The organism is Klebsiella sp. RHBSTW-00215, assembly GCF_014103785.1.
In the GTDB taxonomy this organism is placed as follows: Bacteria; Pseudomonadota; Gammaproteobacteria; order Enterobacterales; family Enterobacteriaceae; genus Klebsiella.
The window spans coordinates 1,538,817-1,557,384 of sequence record NZ_JABXQS010000001.1; the positions used below are offsets into that span (position 1 = coordinate 1,538,817).

At 54.3% G+C, this 18,568-nt stretch carries 19 protein-coding genes and 1 pseudogene; 13 read left to right on the forward strand and 7 right to left on the reverse strand.

The features are described from left to right. Genes HV127_RS07360 through HV127_RS07370 form a run of 3 tightly spaced genes read right to left on the reverse strand, consistent with a single transcriptional unit; the run spans window position 1 to window position 2,954 of the window. Window positions 1–1,062 (reverse strand): aminopeptidase, encoded by a 1,062-nt coding sequence (locus HV127_RS07360; protein ID WP_182235474.1) that lies wholly within the window; start codon window positions 1,060–1,062, stop codon window positions 1–3. Continuing rightward, a complete protein-coding gene (locus HV127_RS07365) occupies window positions 1,052–2,497 on the reverse strand; it encodes a PTS fructose-like transporter subunit IIBC (protein ID WP_142514954.1) in 1,446 nt (481 codons plus the stop codon). The genes HV127_RS07360 and HV127_RS07365 overlap by 11 nt, the downstream gene beginning before the upstream one ends. A gap of 10 nt (window positions 2,498–2,507) precedes the next feature. Then, entirely contained in the window at window positions 2,508–2,954 is a 447-nt protein-coding gene (locus HV127_RS07370; RefSeq protein ID WP_142512745.1) for a PTS fructose transporter subunit IIA, read from the reverse strand. A gap of 609 nt (window positions 2,955–3,563) precedes the next feature. Here HV127_RS07370 and HV127_RS07375 point away from each other — a divergent pair. The 7 genes and pseudogenes from HV127_RS07375 to HV127_RS07405 all read left to right on the forward strand — a co-directional run bounded on the left by HV127_RS07375 (window position 3,564) and on the right by HV127_RS07405 (window position 8,531). Then, complete coding sequence (locus tag HV127_RS07375; RefSeq protein ID WP_182235475.1) at window positions 3,564–4,544, forward strand: 6-phosphofructokinase; 981 nt, start codon at window positions 3,564–3,566, stop codon at window positions 4,542–4,544. 11 nt (window positions 4,545–4,555) lie between these two features. Beyond that, a complete protein-coding gene (locus tag HV127_RS07380) occupies window positions 4,556–4,870 on the forward strand; it encodes a PTS sugar transporter subunit IIB (protein ID WP_110276106.1) in 315 nt (104 codons plus the stop codon). Next, entirely contained in the window at window positions 4,863–6,230 is a 1,368-nt protein-coding gene (locus tag HV127_RS07385) for a PTS sugar transporter subunit IIC (protein ID WP_182235476.1), read from the forward strand. The genes HV127_RS07380 and HV127_RS07385 overlap by 8 nt, the downstream gene beginning before the upstream one ends. After that, the gene (locus tag HV127_RS07390) at window positions 6,217–7,059 is read left to right on the forward strand and encodes a class II fructose-bisphosphate aldolase (RefSeq protein ID WP_182235477.1); all 843 of its coding nucleotides are present in this window, start codon (window positions 6,217–6,219) and stop codon (window positions 7,057–7,059) included. The genes HV127_RS07385 and HV127_RS07390 overlap by 14 nt, the downstream gene beginning before the upstream one ends. Window positions 7,060–7,117: 58 nt before the next feature. After that, entirely contained in the window at window positions 7,118–7,387 is a 270-nt protein-coding gene (locus HV127_RS07395) for a hypothetical protein (protein WP_182235478.1), read from the forward strand. A gap of 155 nt (window positions 7,388–7,542) precedes the next feature. Continuing rightward, a pseudogene (locus HV127_RS07400) lies at window positions 7,543–7,980 on the forward strand (PTS sugar transporter subunit IIA). Then, complete coding sequence (locus HV127_RS07405) at window positions 7,977–8,531, forward strand: AAA family ATPase (protein WP_182235479.1); 555 nt, start codon at window positions 7,977–7,979, stop codon at window positions 8,529–8,531. Before HV127_RS07400 ends, HV127_RS07405 begins: the two are co-directional and overlap by 4 nt. Before the next feature lie 101 nt (window positions 8,532–8,632). Here HV127_RS07405 and HV127_RS07410 read toward each other — a convergent pair whose 3' ends face one another. Both HV127_RS07410 and HV127_RS07415 read right to left on the reverse strand, forming a co-directional pair. Beyond that, window positions 8,633–8,956, reverse strand: coding sequence for an AzlD domain-containing protein (locus HV127_RS07410; RefSeq protein ID WP_182235480.1), 324 nt, complete (start codon window positions 8,954–8,956; stop codon window positions 8,633–8,635). Beyond that, window positions 8,956–9,615, reverse strand: a complete 660-nt coding sequence (locus tag HV127_RS07415; protein WP_182235481.1) for an AzlC family ABC transporter permease — start codon at window positions 9,613–9,615, stop codon at window positions 8,956–8,958. The genes HV127_RS07410 and HV127_RS07415 overlap by 1 nt, the downstream gene beginning before the upstream one ends. Before the next feature lie 100 nt (window positions 9,616–9,715). Here HV127_RS07415 and HV127_RS07420 point away from each other — a divergent pair, with 100 nt between their 5' ends. The 6 genes from HV127_RS07420 (at window position 9,716) to HV127_RS07445 (ending at window position 17,016) form a co-directional block, all read left to right on the forward strand. Further along, complete coding sequence (locus HV127_RS07420; RefSeq protein ID WP_182235482.1) at window positions 9,716–10,264, forward strand: XRE family transcriptional regulator; 549 nt, start codon at window positions 9,716–9,718, stop codon at window positions 10,262–10,264. A 74-nt stretch (window positions 10,265–10,338) separates the two neighbouring features. Then, window positions 10,339–11,334 carry a substrate-binding domain-containing protein gene (locus HV127_RS07425; RefSeq protein WP_182235483.1) on the forward strand — a complete coding sequence of 332 codons (996 nt, stop codon included), beginning with the start codon at window positions 10,339–10,341 and terminating at the stop codon, window positions 11,332–11,334. Between the two features lie 114 nt (window positions 11,335–11,448). Then, window positions 11,449–13,572, forward strand: coding sequence for an alpha-galactosidase (locus HV127_RS07430; RefSeq protein ID WP_182235484.1), 2,124 nt, complete (start codon window positions 11,449–11,451; stop codon window positions 13,570–13,572). 41 nt (window positions 13,573–13,613) lie between these two features. Further along, window positions 13,614–14,879, forward strand: coding sequence for an MFS transporter (locus HV127_RS07435; protein ID WP_182235485.1), 1,266 nt, complete (start codon window positions 13,614–13,616; stop codon window positions 14,877–14,879). A 60-nt stretch (window positions 14,880–14,939) separates the two neighbouring features. After that, on the forward strand, window positions 14,940–15,530 hold the full coding sequence (locus tag HV127_RS07440) for a maltose acetyltransferase domain-containing protein (protein ID WP_182235486.1): 591 nt from the start codon (window positions 14,940–14,942) through the stop codon (window positions 15,528–15,530). 106 nt (window positions 15,531–15,636) lie between these two features. After that, entirely contained in the window at window positions 15,637–17,016 is a 1,380-nt protein-coding gene (locus HV127_RS07445; protein WP_182235487.1) for a carbohydrate porin, read from the forward strand. A gap of 46 nt (window positions 17,017–17,062) precedes the next feature. Here HV127_RS07445 and rhaM read toward each other — a convergent pair whose 3' ends face one another. Both rhaM and fucO read right to left on the reverse strand, forming a co-directional pair. Next, window positions 17,063–17,377: an L-rhamnose mutarotase gene (gene rhaM / locus HV127_RS07450; RefSeq protein WP_182235488.1), complete on the reverse strand. Its 315-nt coding sequence runs from the start codon at window positions 17,375–17,377 to the stop codon at window positions 17,063–17,065. Continuing rightward, window positions 17,374–18,522: a lactaldehyde reductase gene (fucO, locus tag HV127_RS07455; protein ID WP_182235489.1), complete on the reverse strand. Its 1,149-nt coding sequence runs from the start codon at window positions 18,520–18,522 to the stop codon at window positions 17,374–17,376. Before fucO ends, rhaM begins: the two co-directional genes overlap by 4 nt. Between the last annotated feature and the right edge of the window lie 46 nt (window positions 18,523–18,568).

Here is an 18,568-nt window from a genome sequence, read left to right on the forward strand (position 1 = left end):
CTAGCGAAAGTCAGTGAAGGCTTTGACCTTATCCGCCGTTAGCGAGGCCAGCAGTTCGCGCACCAGGGTAAACAGTGTGTCATAATCTTTTACCGAAACCATGCCGCTGTTGGCGTGCAGGTAGCGGGTCGGCAGGCACAGCGCCGCCACCGGACGACCGCCGCCCATCACATTGTAGCGTCCACCGTCCGTTGCTCCGGTTTTCATGGTGCAGAACTGCAATGGGGCTCCGCTGTCTCCGGCGCTCTGTTTTAACGCGGCGACCAGCTGCTGGTTGGGGAAATAGCGCTTATCAAACAGCATCAGCCCTGGGCCATCGCCGAGCTTCAGCGGATATTTGATGCTGTCGATGCCGGGCACGTCGCCCGCGACGGCGGTATCCAGCACGATAACCACGTCGGGTTTGATATGCTCCGCCGAGGTTTGCGCCCCGCGCAGCCCGACCTCTTCTTCCACGCTGCCAACGCCGTAGAGGGTGATTTCCGGGTTATCCACCGCTTGTAAAAGCTCCGCCATCAGGGCGCAGCCGACGCGGTTATCCAGCGCTTTGCCGACGACTTTATCGTCGCCCCAGCGGGCAAAGTTCGCTTCCGGACTGATGAAATCGCCGATCGCAATGCCGCGTTTTTCCACCTCTTCGCGGCTGCTCGCGCCAATATCGATGAACATCTCGTCAAACGACAGCGGCTGCTGTTTCTGCTTTTCCGTCAGGGCGTGCGGTGCTACGGAGCCAATCACGCCGGGGATTTTTACCCCAGCACGGCTACGTACGGTCACCCGGTGATTGAGCATCGACTGACTCCACCATCCGCCAATGGTGGTGAAACGGATAAAACCGCTCTCGTCGATATGCGTCACCATAAAGCCGACTTCATCCATATGCCCGACGATGGCGACTTTCGGCCCGCGTGTCCCTTTGCGGGCGACAAAGCTGCCGAGGCCGTCGAAGGTGATCTCATCTACACAGGGTTCCAGCGTATTGATCAAAATCGAGCGAACTTCCTGTTCATCACCGCTGACGGCGCTGGCTTCACATAACTGCTGTAGTAACTCAATGTTCATGGACAAGCTCCTGCTGCGCGGCTTTACGTTTGAGCCACAATCCTTTCAGAATGATGATTAGCGAAATGTTTAGCGCCAGGCCTATCGCCAGCACCAGATAAAATGACCCTACAGGCGACATCAGGCCGATCAGCGGGTCAAAGATACCTAAACCCGGCGCCAGACGTTTGATTCCGAAGGCGATCACCAGCATCCCGGTAATGCCGCCGGAGAGCGTATTGGCGGTAATCATCGGCAGCGGCGCGGCCAGCGCGTAAGGAATTGCCGGTTCGGTAGCGACGGTTGCACCGACCACAATCGCGCTGCTGGCGGCGGCCTTCTCCTGCTGCGTAAACAGCTTCGGTGCGATATAGGTGGCGATACCTGCGGCGACGGGCGGCATCAGCGCCACCACGCCAACGATGGCGTACCAGTCATAGATATGTTTTTCCAGCAGCGAGAAGCAGAAGAACCACGCGGTTTTGTTGATCGGTCCGCCCATGTCGAACGCCAGCATCGCGCCAACAAGAAAAGCTGCGCCCATTTTCATGGATGGCGGAATGGTGTTCAGGAAGTGCAACAGGCCGCCCATGATATCGGACATCACCGGGCCGACGACGTAGTACGTCAGCACGCCAAACACCAGCAGAGTGACGAACGGGATCAGCATTGAGCCGAGCAGCGGCTGAAGCGCCTTACCGAGACGTACCTTGCGAAACCATAACACGAAGTAGCCGATTGCCAGTCCCAGCACTACCGCGCCGAGAAATCCTGCGCCGGATTGCGTACCCAGCAGCCCTTTATCGTTGGCCAGATAGCACACCAGAAACGCCGGGGCGAACGCGGGTTTATCGCCAATCGACCAGGCGATGTACGCGCCCATGATTGGGATCATAAAGGTGAAGCCGAGATAGCCGATAGATTCGACAACCCAGGTAAACGACGGCGCGCCTTTCGACATGTCGGTATAGGGCAAACCAAACTGCACCAGCATATTGGCGATGGCGACCAGAATACCGCCGCCGATAACAAACGGCAGCGCGGCAGAAACCCCCGCCATCAGGTGGCTCATCACGCTCCCCTGCTGTACATCCTGTTTGCCCAGCTTGACGCCGCTATCGGCGGCAAAAAGCTGCGAATGAGAGGGCAACTGGGTAAAGATCTGATCGATATTTTTCAACGCCTGGGAAATGGCGATCTCATAAACCTTTTTCCCGGCAAAGCGCGCGCGATCATCCGCGCTTAAGCCGCGTCCTGTCGCCAGAATCACGTAATCCGCAGCGGCAATCTCTTCATTGGTCAGGCGGTTTTCGACGCCGCTTGAGCCCTGGGTTTCAACTTTTATCGTATGGCCGAGCGAACGCGCTTTTTGCTCCAGCGCTTCCGCCACCATGTAAGTGTGGGCGATACCGGCGGGACAGTTGGTGATCGCCACTAAACGCAAGGATGACTCCATAGCCGCTTCCTTATGAGGTTAAGGTCTGATTTAACAGCGCCAGCACCTGGTCGGCGTCGCCCTGTTTCAGCTGGTTGATAAAATCCTGATGGATAATTTTGCGGCACAGGGTGCCGATGATTTTGACCTGGTCGTCCTCGCCGGCCTGCGGCACGCCGAGGCAGATCCAGCAGTTGACGTCTTCGCCGTCGCTGGCTTTCCAGTCGACGTTGGCGGATTTACGCGCGAACAGGACGAAGGGCTGCTTCACGCAGGCGTTTTTGCCGTGAGGAACGGCGATGCCCGAACCAAAACCAGTGGAGTGCAGCTTTTCGCGCAGCAACAGCGTTTGCAAAAACTGATTACGGTCGCTGACGTAGCCGTTATGAAAGGCCATATCCGCCAGCTGCTTGAGGATGGAATAAACGCTATTGCCCTGAATATTCAGGTCAATACAGTTCGCTGTAAGGGCTGCCATGATGAGACTCCGTTAAAACCTAATTAATATGATTTTAACGTCGGGACGGCGAAGAGATGAGCGGCAATATGTCAGCGCGCAGTGACATTTTGCTCAGTAAGCGCGAGTGAGCTTTGTGCGCAGGCACACAATTTTATACCCGTCATACTTCAAGTTGCTTATGTGTTGGCTACGCTCGCTCACCCCAGTCACATAGTTATCTATGCTCCTGGGGATTCACTCCCTTGCCGCCTTTAAGCAACTCGAATTATTTAGGGTATAGGTCGGGCGGGTCAGTGGAAAAACGCGCTGTGAACCTTCCTGACGTAAAAAAATGCGCTATTTATCACATTTCTCTCTTTCCGCAAAAGTGGGATTACCGGGTAAACACACGCAACCCATGCAGGGAATTATCGGGCCAAGTAACTTAATGATCTTAAACAAAATAAAAAATTAACTGTTAAGCCGATCTCACTTTATAAAAGAGATATTGATCACAAAAAATAGCGTAATAAAGCGGTTGTCAATATTAGGCTGGAGCAAAATTATCGGCATATTGTGATCTCTATTGCAAATAGCAGCCTTGAAGTCAGGGAAAAATGTTGGCAGAGAAAACAGCGGAGGCAGGCAATGAAAATTGGCATTGTTATTAGCGGTGGAGATGTTTCTGGAATTAATAATTTTATATTCCAGGTTGCCAAAATGGCGAATGCTGAGATCACCATTTTTAATGGCGGAATACCTGGGCTGTTGGATAAAAATTATCAAGAAGTTGCCTGGCGTGATCTGGTTGATTTTTCGATTGCGGCTATTCCGATTATTACCTCCGGACGCACCAGTCGTAAATTGCTGCGCAGTGAATATGAAACGATCGCTAAAAAAATTAAGTCACTGCGCGTTGATGTGCTGATTATGGCCGGCGGCGACGGTAGCCTGCAGTTTCTCAATACGTTAAGTGAGTTTGATATTAACTGTTTTGGCGTCGGGATGACGATTGATAACGATGTATACGGTAGCGATTATACCATTGGTTTCTCTACCGCCTGTGAGCAGATTATTAAAGAAGTTTCCCGCTTAAGAAATACCGGCAGAGCATTACCTGGTCGGGTATTTATGGTCGAAATATTAGGAGGTTATTGTGGAGAGTTAACGTTGCAATCGGCGATTAAATGTAACGCGGATATCGCCCTGATCCCGGAATCGCAGATGCCGCTGGCTGCGCTTGCCGAGCGCGTGAAGCAGAAGCTGGCAAAGCAGAATAGCGTCGTGATCCTGTGCTCCGAAGGCTACACCAGGGAGTATTCTCCCGGATTCCAGGGGGCCATTGATACCATGATTAAGCAGCTTGAACCGCAAATTGGCGTGCGTATTCGTAAAACTATTGTGGGCTACGGTTTACGTAACGGTGACCCGACCTGTGAAGAGATTTATCAGGGCACGATTATGGCCAGTGAAGTCGTTCGCTGCATTCAGTCAGGGATGAAAAATAAAGCCATTATTATTAATTCAAGTAACAAACCTATTCCGATTGACTTAGTCAGTATGAAAAAACGTCTGGTAGATACCGAAGGACACCATTATAAACTTGCCAAACAACTCAATATAATTTGAGGAGACCCTACATGCTGAAAATTCTTTGCGTATGTGGCTGCGGCCTCGGTTCAAGCTTTGCCATTGAAATGACGGCGAAAGCGGTTTTAAAGAAACTGGAAATTCCGGCACATATTGAACATACCACCGTTTCCGAAGCCGGCGCGTTTAAATCCGATATGATCCTCACGCAAAAAACCTTTGCCGATATATTAACGGCTGATGCCAGTGAGGAGGAAATTAAACGGGTGGTAGTATTGCATAAACTGACGGATAAAGACGAAGTTGAGGCCAAGATCGTCGCATTCTTAAAAGAACGTAACCTGAAGGTAGCGGACTATGAATAGCTTTGTAGAGTTTATCGTCAAAGATTTGCTCGGTCAGGCATCGATATTAATCGCGTTTATTGCGATGCTGGGCCTGATCCTGCAAAAAAAATCACCGGGCAAAACGGCGGAAGGGACATTTAAAACCCTGCTCGGTTTTTTAATCATGATGGCCGGGATTAATATTATTGTCGCCACGCTCACGTTCCTGAACGATATTTTCACTCAGGGATTCGGTATGAAAGGCTATATTACCGACGTTGCTGCTATCGCCGGGTTAGCCAACCGTGAATTAGGCTCGGAGGTGGCGCTGACGCTGCTGGTGATCTTTGCCGTTAATATTATTATCGCCCGCCTGACGCCGCTGAAATATATCTTCCTGACCGGTCAGGCATTGCTGTGGATGGCGACCATCGGGGCGGTGATTGGCTATAAAGCCGGACTGACCGGGTTCCCGCTGATCCTGACCGGCGGCATCTTTGGCGGCATTATGGCGGTACTGATGCCCGCGCTGGCGCAGCCGGTAGTCAGGCGTATTACCGGTTCTGATGACGTAGCGCTGGGGCACTTCTGCACCATTGGCTATCTGGTGCAAGCCGCCGTGGCGAAAGTGGTGGGTAAAGGTTCTCGCTCCACGGAAGACCTTGAACTGCCGGATAACTTTAAGTTCCTCCAGGATACCTATCTCGCGATGGCGGTGGTTATGGTGCCGATGTACCTCATCCCGGCGGTCGCGGCGGGCCCGGGATATATTGGTCAGTTCTCCAACGGTAATAATTACCTGATGTACGCTTTTATGCAGTCCATTCAGTTTGTGGCGGGCGTCTTCGTGCTCTACAGCGGCGTTCGCTTACTGCTTAATGAACTGGTTCCGGCATTTCGCGGTATCGCAATGCGTATTGTTCCGGACGCCAAGCCCGCGCTGGATTGCCCAGTTCTGTTTCCCTATGCGCCTAACGCAGTGATCGTCGGGTTCCTGGCGACCACCATCGGCTCCATTATCGGCATGCTGGTGTTCCCGATGTTCGGCCTGGCGATGATTCTGCCCGGTCTGTTAACCAACTTCTTTGCTGGCGGTACGGCGGGCGTGTTTGGTAACGCGCTGGGCGGCCGCCGTGGGGCGATGATTGGCGGCGTGGTTCACGGCCTGTTTATCACTTTCCTGCCTGCGATTCTGGTGCCGATGCTCGAAAGCTACGGCTTTACCGGCGTCACCTTCAGCGATTCTGACGTGATCAGTTCCGGTCTGGTATTGGGCCACGCTTTCCAGAATAACTGGTTGTTTGTCGCCTTATTCATTGTTTTTGTTGCCGCACTGGCATGGTTCGTAAACGGTAGATCAGCGAAGCCGAAAGGGGAAAATGCTCATGAGTCTGTATAATTTCAACGATATTCTGAAAATTGCGCAGGAAAGAAAATTTAAAGCCATTGGTTCATTTAATTTGCACTGTATTGAAATGCTGCCCGCTTTTTTTAAAGCGGCGCAAAAAAGCAATAGCCCGTTAATGATTCAAATCTCGACCGGGACGGCGGAATATCTTGGTTATCGTTTACTGGTGGATGCCGTTTGTTCATTAGCGGAAAGTGAAAATGTGCCGACCTGCCTGCACCTGGATCACTGCTCCGATATTAGCGCGATTGAAACGGCAATGGACGCCGGTTTTTCATCGGTGATGTATGACGGCTCGCACCTGGGGCTGGAAGAAAACATCGGCAATACGCGGATAGTGGTGGAGATGGCTCGTCCGCGAAATATCACCGTTGAAGGCGAACTTGGCGCTATCGGCGGCTCGGAAGATGGTAAAGCCGTTGCTGCGGAAGATATCTGCTTTACCACGGTGGAAGACGCCAAACGTTTTGTGGATGAAACGCAGGTCGATATGCTGGCGGTTTCCGTGGGGACGGTGCACGGCCTGTATACCGGCAAGGCGCAGATCCAGCACCTGCGGCTGCAAGAAATTAGCGCCGCTACCGGCGTGCCGTTAGTGCTCCATGGCGGTACCGGCGTCAGCGATGAGGATATGCGTCTGGCCGTCACTGAGGGCATCAATAAAGTGAATGTTGGCACGGAAATGAACGTCCAGTGGGTCGATCAATGCAAAACCACCTTTGAAAAAGGCAAAGTGAATGACAGCGTGCGCAAGTTTTTAATTCCAGCGAATAATGCAGTAACTCATGTATTAATGGAAAAAATCGCTCTGTTTAAATAAATCCTTCATTATTAAATGGTATTTCGTTGCCCTGTTGTCCGTCAGGGAGGAGCTCACTATGTTTGAATCTTTAAAAACGCTGTGGAAAAAAGAAAATAACCCGCCGCAGGATTATAACCAACAGGCCAGCCAGCTGGCGGAGGAAATAACCCGGCTGGAAGGCGAATTACAGGGCAACCCCGGTAATGGCGAAGTACAGAAAGCATTAATGCTGATTTATAACCGTGCGCTGTCGGTGTATGCCAAAAGCAAAACACATCGGCAAGAGATAGATGCGCTTTTTATTCGCATTGATGAGTTGCGTAACACTATTCGCCGTAATATTTAGAACCTGTTCATTAGGCTATCTTGTTTGCCAGTTTGAACCAGGGCAGTGCTCAAAATCCTCACGTACTACGTGTACGCTCCGGTTTTTCCGCGCTGTCCGTGTCCAAACCGCCTGCACCGATAACGCCTACTGATATAGGCTCTTAAGGAGTCGTAATGACAATAAAAGAGTTACTTATTGAGGCCGATGCCATTCAGGTCGGCGTTACGGAGTCTGACTGGCAGTAGGTGATTCATCTGGCCGCCAGTCCGCTGGTAGCAAAAGGGTACATTTCGGCGGATTACGGCCAGGCGGTCATTGATAATACTCTGCATCATGGTGCGTATTACGTTTTTGATGAAGGGGTGGCAATCCCTCACGCCAGACCGGAATGCGGCGTAAAGCGTAACTGTTTTAGTCTGGTGGTGCTGAACAAACCGATTCAGTTTGCCGACAGCGAGAAGGCTGACATTGTCATTATGTTTGGTGCCCAGGACAGCAATGCTCATATCGAGGAGGGGATCCGCGCGATTATCGCGTTGCTCGATAATAACGAAACGATGACTAAGCTGCGGGCCGCCAGCAGCCGGGAGGAGGTCGTCGCGCTGTTATGAACAGACATCTCACTCCAGGCTGCAAAACGGTGATTTTAATTAACGGCATTCCCGCATCGGGTAAAAGCACCGTCACCCGGCAGCTCTCGGCAACATTTAATCTGCCGCTGCTGACCATTGACGGTATTAAAGAGCCCTTTATGGCGCGCTTTACTGATATTGATCGACCCTTCAACCGGCAGCTGGGCTGCGCCGCCTATGAGGTTATCTGGTCGATTGTCGGTCAGTCCCCGGCGGGCTGCGTCTGGCTGGTCGACGCCTGGTTTGGTTTTCAGCCGCGTGAAACATTGCAACAACTGCTCCAGCAGGCTGGCGTTGAAAAGGTCCTTGAGGTCTGGAATCACATTACGCCAGAGCTTGCGGTATCGCGCTACGCCACGCGGTTGCAGGATCGCAAACCGGGACATCCGGGTGAAGAGTATCTCCCGGAGCTTCACGCGCTTGCCGAACGAGCGCAACCGATGCGCCTGGGGCCGGTGTTCACGATAGATCAGCAGCAGCCGCTGGAGATTAAATCCGTTACCTGTTGGATCGAAGCGCAAATACAGTAAGACGTATAATTTGTTGATATATCGGGTTTTGTAGGCCGGGTAAGGCGCTAGCCGCCACCCGGCAGAAATGCACGCGCATCGTCTAAATGCAAAATCGCTTTTTAATGTATCCCCGCCATCCGTAACAGCGCCGTTACCACGGCGGCGGCGATAATCACCACAATCAGCGGCATCTTGCGCCAGGCGAGAAACACCGCGATGCCCACGCCCAGCACCCGCGCCATGCCGGCAAAATGTTCGCCTTCATAAAAGGTGGTCGCCAGCGCGACGGAAAAGAGCAGCACCGTCGCCGCATCGGAAAGCAGCGCCTGGGAGCGTTCGGAAAAGGCTAAACGACTGCCGAGCTTTGCCCCACCTAAACGCATTAAATAGGTCCCCAGAGATAGCACGGCGATACCGGCAATAAACAGCGTCAAATTACCCATTATTTTTTCCTCGCCAGCAGGCCAAACAGCGACAGCTGGACCGGCAGGCCAACCGGCGCAAAAGGCACGGCGGCCAGCGATAGCGCCGCTCCGCTGCAGGCGCGGATAAGCGTAGTACGGTTTTTAAATGCTGGAACCACCAGCGCCAGCAGAATCGCCGGGAATACCGCATCGAGGCCGATGGTCTCCGTTGCCGGGAGCAGTTTGCCGACGCCCGCGCCCAGGAGCGCTCCCAGCGGCCAAATCAGCGCCACGCCCAGGCCACACAGCCAATAGGCGGCCCGGCGCTGTTCGGGTGTTTTCTGCGACAGACCAAACACTACGCTTTCGTCGTTCATGATGTGGCAACCGAGGAAGCTGGCGGCGCGCTGGCCGACCAGATCGCGTACCGTGACGCCGAAAGGAATATGGCGGGCGTTAACCAGTAAACCGGCCGCTGCCGCTGCCAACGGGTTGCCGCCGCTGGCGACAATCCCAATAAACATAAACTCAGAGGCACCCGCCAGCACGCAAACCGAGAGGACAAAAGGCACCCAAATGGGAAAACCATAGGCGATTGCCAGCGAGCCGTAGGACATGCCGACGATACCGACCGCCAGGCAGACTAAAACAATTGCTTTGATGGTGTCGCCTTTGAGGCTGGCGAAGTGTTGCTTCATACTCTTTAGCCATATCGAACGAATTTCCATTATAATGAACGCAACAGAATCGCATTTCAAGACGAACGAATCGTTCGTTATAAAAAACACGGAGCCGTGTATGACCCAGCCAATCAGCCTGATTGCCAAAAGTCTGGTACGTGAACGTGCGCGCACCGGGCTTTCCCTCGCCGAAGTTGCGCGGCGGGCGGGAATTGCCAAATCGACGTTATCGCAGTTGGAGTCCGGCAACGGCAACCCGAGCCTGGAGACCCTGTGGGCGCTTTGCGTGGCTCTCGATATTCCCTTCGCTCGTCTGCTGGAGCCGCAGGTCAATACGACCCAGGTGATCCGTCGTGGCGAGGGGACGAAAGTTATCGCCGAGCAGGCAAACTATCAGGCGATCCTCCTAGCTGCATGCCCGCCGGGCGCACGGCGCGATATCTATCTCTTGTTGACCCAGCCGGGAGCGGACCGTATTTCACAGCCGCATCCGCCGGGTTCGGTGGAGCATATTATTATCACTCAGGGTCGCGCGCGGGTTGGCCTGACGGAAGCGCCGGAAGAACTGGGCGAAGGGGATTACATTTGCTATCCCGCAGACCGGGAGCACGTTTTCCAGGCGCTGGAGCCGGACACCCAGGCGCTGCTGGTAGCCGAGCAGAACTAGTCACGGCGGCAGGCTGGACGCCATGGCCGTATTGCGGGACACTACCGCATTCTCCCGCGAGGACAGGGATACTTATGTCGTTGAAAGCCATTGCTAAAGAACTTGGGATCTCGGTCACGACCGTCAGCCGTGCGTTAAACGGCTACGACGATGTGTCGCAGGAGACGCGCGCCCGCGTGGAAGCCGAAGCGCAGCGTCGCGGATATCGCCCGAATACCTTCGCCCGTCGCCTGAAGATGGGCAAAATTGACGCGGTTGGCCTCGTTTTCCCCGTGCGTCCTGCGCCGCTGAATAACAACGTTTTTCTCGATATGGTTGGTGAAATCAGCCACGAGCTGTCGCGCTATGAGATTGATTTACTGCTGATTGCCGATGATGAACAAGCCGACAAGCACGGGTATATGCGTATGGTGCAGAGTCGTCGCGTCGATGCGTTGATTGTCGCGCATACCCTCGATGACGATCCGCGTCTGGCGCAGCTGCTCTCATCGGGTTTTCCGTTTCTGGCCCTGGGCCGCAGCCGCCTGCCGCAGCCCTACGCCTGGTTTGATTTCGACAACCAGGCCGGAACCTATCGCGCTACCCGCCACCTGATTAGCCAGGGGCACCGGCGCATCGCGTTATTGAGCGAAAATAATAATCAGGCGTTTATTACTCAACGCCGCAACGGTTATCTGCAAGCGCTACGCGAAGCCGGATTAGCCGAGGACTGGCTGCGCAGCGTGTCGCCAACCCGGCGTAGCGGGTTTCAGGCAACTATGGAGCTGCTGCGTTTGCCTGAACCGCCAACGGCGATTGTCACCGACTGCAACAGCCACGGTGACGGTGCGGCGATGGCTCTTGCCCAGCAGGGGCGTCTGACCGGTGATAATCGTGTCGCGTTAGTCGTTTACGATGGCTTGCCGCAGGACAGCATCATTGAAACCCCGGTTGGCGCGGTGATTCAATCCACCCGGCAGGGCGTTGGGCGCCAGATAGCCAGCATGGTTCGTCGCTTGATTGCCGGTGACGATCTCGCCTCTCTCCAGGTGCTCTGGCAGCCTGAATTTATCCCCGGTGAAACCGCCTGATTCCCTTCCCATCAGATTAATTTCCTGAACTCGATCACGGATCCTAAACGTTTTGGTTGGCGTCCGAAACGTTTCGGATCAACAGTAAGGCATTCCTTGTTGTGGAGATGTCTGATGTCTGATTCGATTTTACGCCTGCAAAGCGCAGCCGCCGATGTGGTGATAAAAACCCATCCGTTCGCCGAAATTATCTACTGGGGGCCGCATTTAAGTCACTTTTCGCCGCAGGATGCGGCCAGTCTGGCTCGTCCGGTCGCCAATAGCCGTGTGGACGTTGATTCACCGGTGACCTTAATGGCTGAGCTGGGCCACGGCCTGTTTGGTGCGCCGGGTATTGAAGGGCATCGTCAGGGTCTGGACGCCTCGCCGATTTTCACCACCACCGATGTGGTGCAGGATGGGCAAAATTTAACGATTACCAGCGAAGACTCGCATGCAGGCCTGCGGTTATGCAGTGAAATCCAGCTCGACAGCAGCGGCGTACTGAGCGTTCGCCATGGTTTAACCAACCTGCGCGCGCAGCCCTGGCAGGTGGACCGTCTGGCGATTACGCTGCCGGTCGCCGAGCGCGCCCGCGAAGTGATGGCGTTTCATGGCCGCTGGATCCGCGAATTCCAGCCCCATCGTCTGATTCTGGAGCATGACAGCTTCGTGCTGGAAAACCGCCGCGGACGCACCTCTCATGAACATTTTCCGGCGCTGATTACCGGTAGCAAAGCCTTTAGCGAGATGCAGGGCGAAGTGTGGGGCGTCCATCTGGGCTGGAGCGGCAACCACCGTCTGCGGGCGGAAGCCAAAACCGACGGTCGCCGCTATCTGCAGGCGGAAGCCCTCTACCTGCCGGGCGAAATGGCGCTGGCGGAAGGCGAAACGCTGTGGACCCCGAACCTCTACGCTAGCTACTCTGCGCAAGGGCTGAACGGCATGAGCCAGCAGTTCCACCGCTACCTGCGCGAACAGATTATTCGCTTCCCGGATAACAAACCACGCCCGGTGCACCTCAATACCTGGGAAGGGATCTATTTCGACCACGACCCGCAGTACATCATGCGCATGGCGGATGAGGCGGCGGAGCTGGGGGTTGAGCGCTTTATCATCGATGACGGCTGGTTTAAAGGACGCAACGACGACTGGGCGGCGCTCGGCGACTGGTATCTCGATGAGAAAAAATACCCTAACGGCCTGATCCCGGTTATCGACCACGTGAAGTCGCTGGGAATGGAGTTTGGTATTTGGGTTGAGCCGGAAATGATTAACCCGAATTCGGATTTGTATCGCGCACATCCGGATTGGGTGCTGGCGCTGCCGGGCTATACGCTGATCCCTGGGCGTCATCAGTTTGTGCTGAACCTGAATATCCCCGAAGCTTTTGACTATCTGCTGGAGCGGATGAGCTGGCTGCTGGGCGAGCACGCCGTGGACTATGTGAAGTGGGATATGAACCGCGAGCTGGTGCAGCCCGGGCATAACGGCAAAGCCGCCGCCGATGCGCAGACCCGCCAGTTCTACCGCCTGCTGGATACGCTGGTGGCTCGTTTCCCGCATATCGAATTTGAGTCCTGCTCCTCCGGCGGCGGACGTATTGACTATGAAGTGCTGAAGCGCAGCCACCGCTTCTGGGCTTCCGACAATAACGATGCCCTGGAGCGCAATACCATCCAGCGCGGCATGAGCTACTTCTTCCCGCCTGAAGTGATGGGCGCGCACATCGGCAACCGCCATTGCCACGCCACCTTCCGTCAGCACAGTATCGCTTTTCGCGGCCTGACGGCTCTGTTCGGTCATATGGGCCTTGAGCTGGACCCGGTGAGCGCTGATGAACAAGAACGCGCGGGGTATCGCAAATATGCGGCGTTGCACAAGCAGTGGCGCGACTTAATCCATCACGGCGTGCAGTGGCGGGCTGATATGCCGGATGCCACGACGCTCGCGCACGGCGTGGTCAGTGAAGATAAGAGCCAGGCGATTTTCCTCGTCAGCCAGCTGGCGATGCCGGACTACACCCTGATGGCGCCGCTGCGCGTGGCGGGACTGGACGCAGGCGCGCGCTATCAGGTGACGCTGCTCGATGATCCAGACATTCAGATTACCGGAGAGGGCGGCCATACGATGCGTAAGCTGCCGGAATGGATGACGACGCCGCAGACCGTAAGCGGCGAGTGGTTACAACAGGCGGGACTGGCGCTGCCAATCCTTGACCCGGAAAGCGCCATTTTGATTGGCCTGCAACGCGTTTGATGGTGACGGGCCGCGAGTCGGCCCTTTTTGAGGAATACACAATGAACCCGACCGTCTGTACCCATAAAAACAACCCCAATTTCTGGATTTTCGGGCTGTTCTTCTTTCTCTACTTTTTCATTATGGCCACCTGCTTTCCGTTTTTGCCGATCTGGCTATCGGATGTCATTGGCCTGAATAAAACCGAGACCGGTATTGTTTTCTCCAGCTTGTCGCTGTTCGCTATCTGTTTTCAGCCCATCCTGGGCGTGATTTCCGATAAGCTCGGGCTGAAAAAGCACCTGATGTGGATAGTGACCGTGCTGCTGGTGCTGATTGCGCCCTTTTTCCTTTACGTCTTCGCGCCGCTGTTGAAAACCAATATCTGGCTCGGCGCGCTAAGCGGCGGGGCTTATATTGGCTTTGTTTTCTCCGCCGGTGCCGGGGCAATGGAAGCCTATATCGAACGCGTGAGCCGCAATAGCGGGTTCGAGTACGGTAAGGCGCGTACCTTTGGCTGCCTCGGCTGGGCGCTGTGCGCGACCACGGCCGGGATGCTGTTCAGCGTAAACCCGGAGTGGGTGTTCTGGATGGGATCGGCCGCCGCGCTGGTGCTGGTTGTACTGGTGGCTATCGCTAAACCGCAGGCCAGCCAGAGCGCCCAGGTGATGGATTCTTTGGGTGCGAATCGCCCGGCGGTGGATTTAAAAACCGCCGTGAGCATGTTCCGTCAGCGCAAAATGTGGATGTTTATCCTCTACGTGATCGGCGTGGCCTGTGTGTATGACGTCTTCGATCAGCAGTTTGCCACCTTCTTTAAATCCTTCTTCGCTACCCCGGAATCGGGTACCCGTGCCTTCGGTTTTGCGACCACCGCCGGGGAAATTTGTAACGCGATCATTATGTTCAGCTCGCCGTGGATTATTAACCGCATCGGGGCGAAGAACACGCTGCTGATTGCCGGGATGGTGATGGCGGCAAGGATGATTGGTTCCTCGTTCGCCACGACGGCTGCGGAAGTGGTGGCCCTGAAAATGCTCCACGCGCTGGAAGTGCCGTTCCTGCTGGTGGGCGCGTTTAAATATATTACCGGCGTATTTGATGTCCGCCTGTCGGCGACGATTTACCTGGTCGGTTTCCAGTTCTCCAAACAGGTGGCGGCGATTTTCCTCTCCGCTTTTGCTGGCAATATGTATGACCGCATCGGCTTCCAGGACACCTATATGATCCTCGGCGGAATTGCCCTGGCCGTCACGCTAATCTCCGCCTTTACCTTATCGGGTAAGGCCAAGTCGGAAAAGATTAGCGATAACGCCATGACGGTTTGATAAAACGATGAATTAATGGCTTCACAGGGATGTGTTAAATAAATGGGGAATAGTTAAACGATGGATATGAGAAAAATCATGAATAGCGGAGAACTCTATTCTGATGCGGGTCATGGATTACCCGAACAGCGGTTAATGGGAAAAGCACGGGCCTATGAATATAATCACTCGCACCCTTTTGACCAGGAATTAAGAAACGATATTATCCAACGGATGTTTGCCAGCGTGGGTAAAAAATGCTGGATCGAACCGCCGGCTTATATTGCCTACGGTATTCACACGACTATTGGCGATAACTTCTACGCTAATTTCAATATGACGCTGGTCGATGACGCCGATATTACTATTGGCAATGACGTGATGTTTGCGCCAAACGTGACGATTTCCACCGCCGGACACCCGGTCCATCCGACGCTGCGCCACACGCAACAGTTCTTCTCGCAGCCGGTGGTTATTGAAGATGGCGTCTGGCTGGGGACCGGGGTGATTATCAACCCCGGTGTCACTATCGGCAAAAACTCGGTGATTGGTGCCGGCAGCGTGGTTAATCGCTCAATACCGGCAAACGTGGTCGCCGCCGGAATACCTTGCCGGGTATTAAGAGAAATCACCGATGAGGATAAAAATAAATATCAGCTATTTGTGGAGTGATAATATATAAAATAAAAATTTAAACTTTCCTTATCATATAAAAATAGAAATAAACACAGGTGAGGTTTCTACTCACCTGGCCCTCCTTTACCTCCGGAAAATAAAAATGAATAAAAAAGCATTATCGATAGCCATTGGTTTATGTCTGATAGCAGGTTCGGCGGTGGCGAAAAATAATTCACTGACGCTGGAACAACGAATGGAGCAGCTTGAAGCGCGGCTTGCCGCCGCCGAAAACCGGGCGACCATCGCGGAAAGCCAGGTGCGAGAATTACAGGATAAACAGAATGCCTCTATGCAGGTCGCACAAAATACGGTACCGGTAAAAAGCCAGACCCCTGTCGCTGAGAGTAAAAAGAATATTTCGGCCCCTGAGCTTAAATTATCCGGCTATGGCGACCTGAAAATTTATGGCGATGTTGAATTTAATATGGATGCGGAAAGTAAACATGGCCTGCTGGCGATGACCAACGCTGATGTCGGCAGCGACCCAACCTACGACAACTGGGATTTAAATGGCCGCATTCTGCTGGGTTTTGACGGTATTCGCAAAATGGACAAAGGCTATTTTGCCGGGTTCTCCATTCAGCCGCTGGCGGATATGACAGGATCGATGAATCTTGATGATGCCGTTTTCTTCTTTGGTCAGGAGAACGACTGGAAGGTCAAAGTGGGGCGCTTTGAAGCTTACGATATGTTCCCGCTGAATCAGGATACCTTCGTTGAGCACTCGGGGAATACCGCCAACGACCTGTACAGCGACGGCCATGGCTACATCTATATGATGAAAGAGGGGCGTGGTCGCTCTGACGCAGGCGGCAACTTCCTGCTGAGTAAGCAGATAGACAACTGGTATTTTGAGCTTAACACTCTGCTGGAGGACGGTACTTCGTTGTACAACGACGGCGGCTACCACGGCCGCGACATGGAGCAGAAAAAGAACGTTGCGTACCTGCGCCCTGTCGTGTCATGGGCGAAGGATGAATTCTCCGTTGCGGCGGCAATGGAGGCCAACGTAGTGCAGAATGCCTACGGGTATAAAAATGCGCAGGGCAACTTTGTCGATCAGTCCGATCGTACCGGCTACGGCTTGACCATGACCTGGAACGGTCTGAAGAGCGACCCGGAGGACGGCGTGGTGGTAAACCTGAATACCGCTTATATGGACGCCAGCAACGAGAAGGATTTTACCGCCGGGGTGAACGCGCTGTGGCAACGCTTTGAGCTGGGATATATCTACGCGCATAACAAAATCAGCGATTATGCCGGAGTGATTTGCGATAACGACTGCTGGATTAAAGACGAAGGCACCTACAATATTCATACTTTCCACGCTTCGTATCAAATCCCGAACGTGATGAATATGCAGAACTTTAATATTTATCTCGGTGCTTATTACTCTATTTTGGATAGTGACAATAAGCTGAGCCAGGACGATGACGACGACCGCTACGGCGCGCGGTTGCGCTTTAAGTATTTCTTCTAACGTTCTGAAAGATTGCCCCGCTTAGCGCAGCGGGGCAATCATGGATTTACTCCAGATAAAACACTTCTTTCAGCTCTGCGCTCACCGGGCTGTTGTCCGGGTTCGCTGGCATCACATCGCACATATATTTCCACCAGCGCTGGCACACTTCGGTACTGGCGACGGCGTTCCAACGTTCTTCCGATTCAATCTCCACCGTGGCGAACAGTAGGTTGCGCTCTTTATCGAGGTAAATTGCGTAGTGGTGCGCGCCGTGGGCCTTCAACACTGCTTCCAGCTCCGGCCAGATCGGCGTGTGGCGGCGCTGATACTCTTCATGGGCGTCAGGGTTTACCTGCATAACAAAAGCTTTGCGGATCATAATGCCTCCAGATACAGCGCGCGAACTTCGTCACGGCTGGCGGTGCGCGGGTTGCACGGTGCGCACGGGTCGGCCAGCGCCTTATCCAGCCAGCCTTCAATGTCCTCTTTGCTGACGCCAAGCTGGCTGAAGCCCTGCGGAATACCGACGCGCTTGCTCAGGGCGCGGATGGCATTGATCGCTTCCATGCTGGCAGCTTCATCGCTCATGCCGCGGGTCTCGACGCCCATTGCCTGCGCCACGCGAGCAAAGCGCGCGACGGCGTTCGGGCGGTTAAAGTTTTCGATGATCGGCAGCAGGATGGCGTTGCACACGCCGTGCGGCAGGTTATGGGTCGCCCCCGGCTGGTGAGCCAGCGCGTGAACCAGGCCGAGACCGGCGCTGTTAAACGCCATGCCCGCGAGATATTGACCAAAGGCCATCTGCTCACGGGCTTCGAGGTTGTGTCCGTTGTCCACGGCTTTCGGCAACCACAGGTTGATCAAGCGAATCGCTTCCAGGGCGTTGGCGTCGGTCAGCGGGTGCGCGCCCACGGAAACGAAGGCTTCAATGGCGTGAGTCAGCGCATCCATGCCGGTGGCGGCGGTGATGGAGGCCGGAATGTCCAGCATCACGCTGGCGTCATCAACGGCGATATCCGGGATGATGTTCGGGTCGATAATCACTTCTTTAACCTGACGTTCGGAGTCGATGATCACCGCGTTGCTGGTCATCTCCGCCGCCGTTCCGGCGGTGGTGTTGATCGCCACCAGCGGCACGCCGGCGTTTTTCACCTTGCCGACGCCGGAGTAGGCGGTGGACGGTCCCGGATTGGCAGTGAGGATTTTCACCGCTTTGGCGGTATCAATTGGGCTGCCGCCGCCAAAGGCGATAATAAAGTCGCAGTTTGCTTCCTGATACGCCGCGTAGCCTTTTTGCACCAGCGCTTCGGTTGGATTGGGGAATACCTCGTCAAACAGATGGTAAGACATCTGCTGAGCGTCCAGCGCGGCAAACAGGCTATCGAGCAGGCCCATTTTGACCAGATGACCGTCGGTGACGATCAGCGCTTTACCCCACTGTTTGCCCGCCACCAGCTTGACCATATCGCCGATTGCGCCCGCGCCGTGAAGGCTGATTTTAGGAAGTGCCAACATAAAACTCATGATAATTCTCCTTAATGTCGATTTGGGTAATCCGTTTCCCCTCACC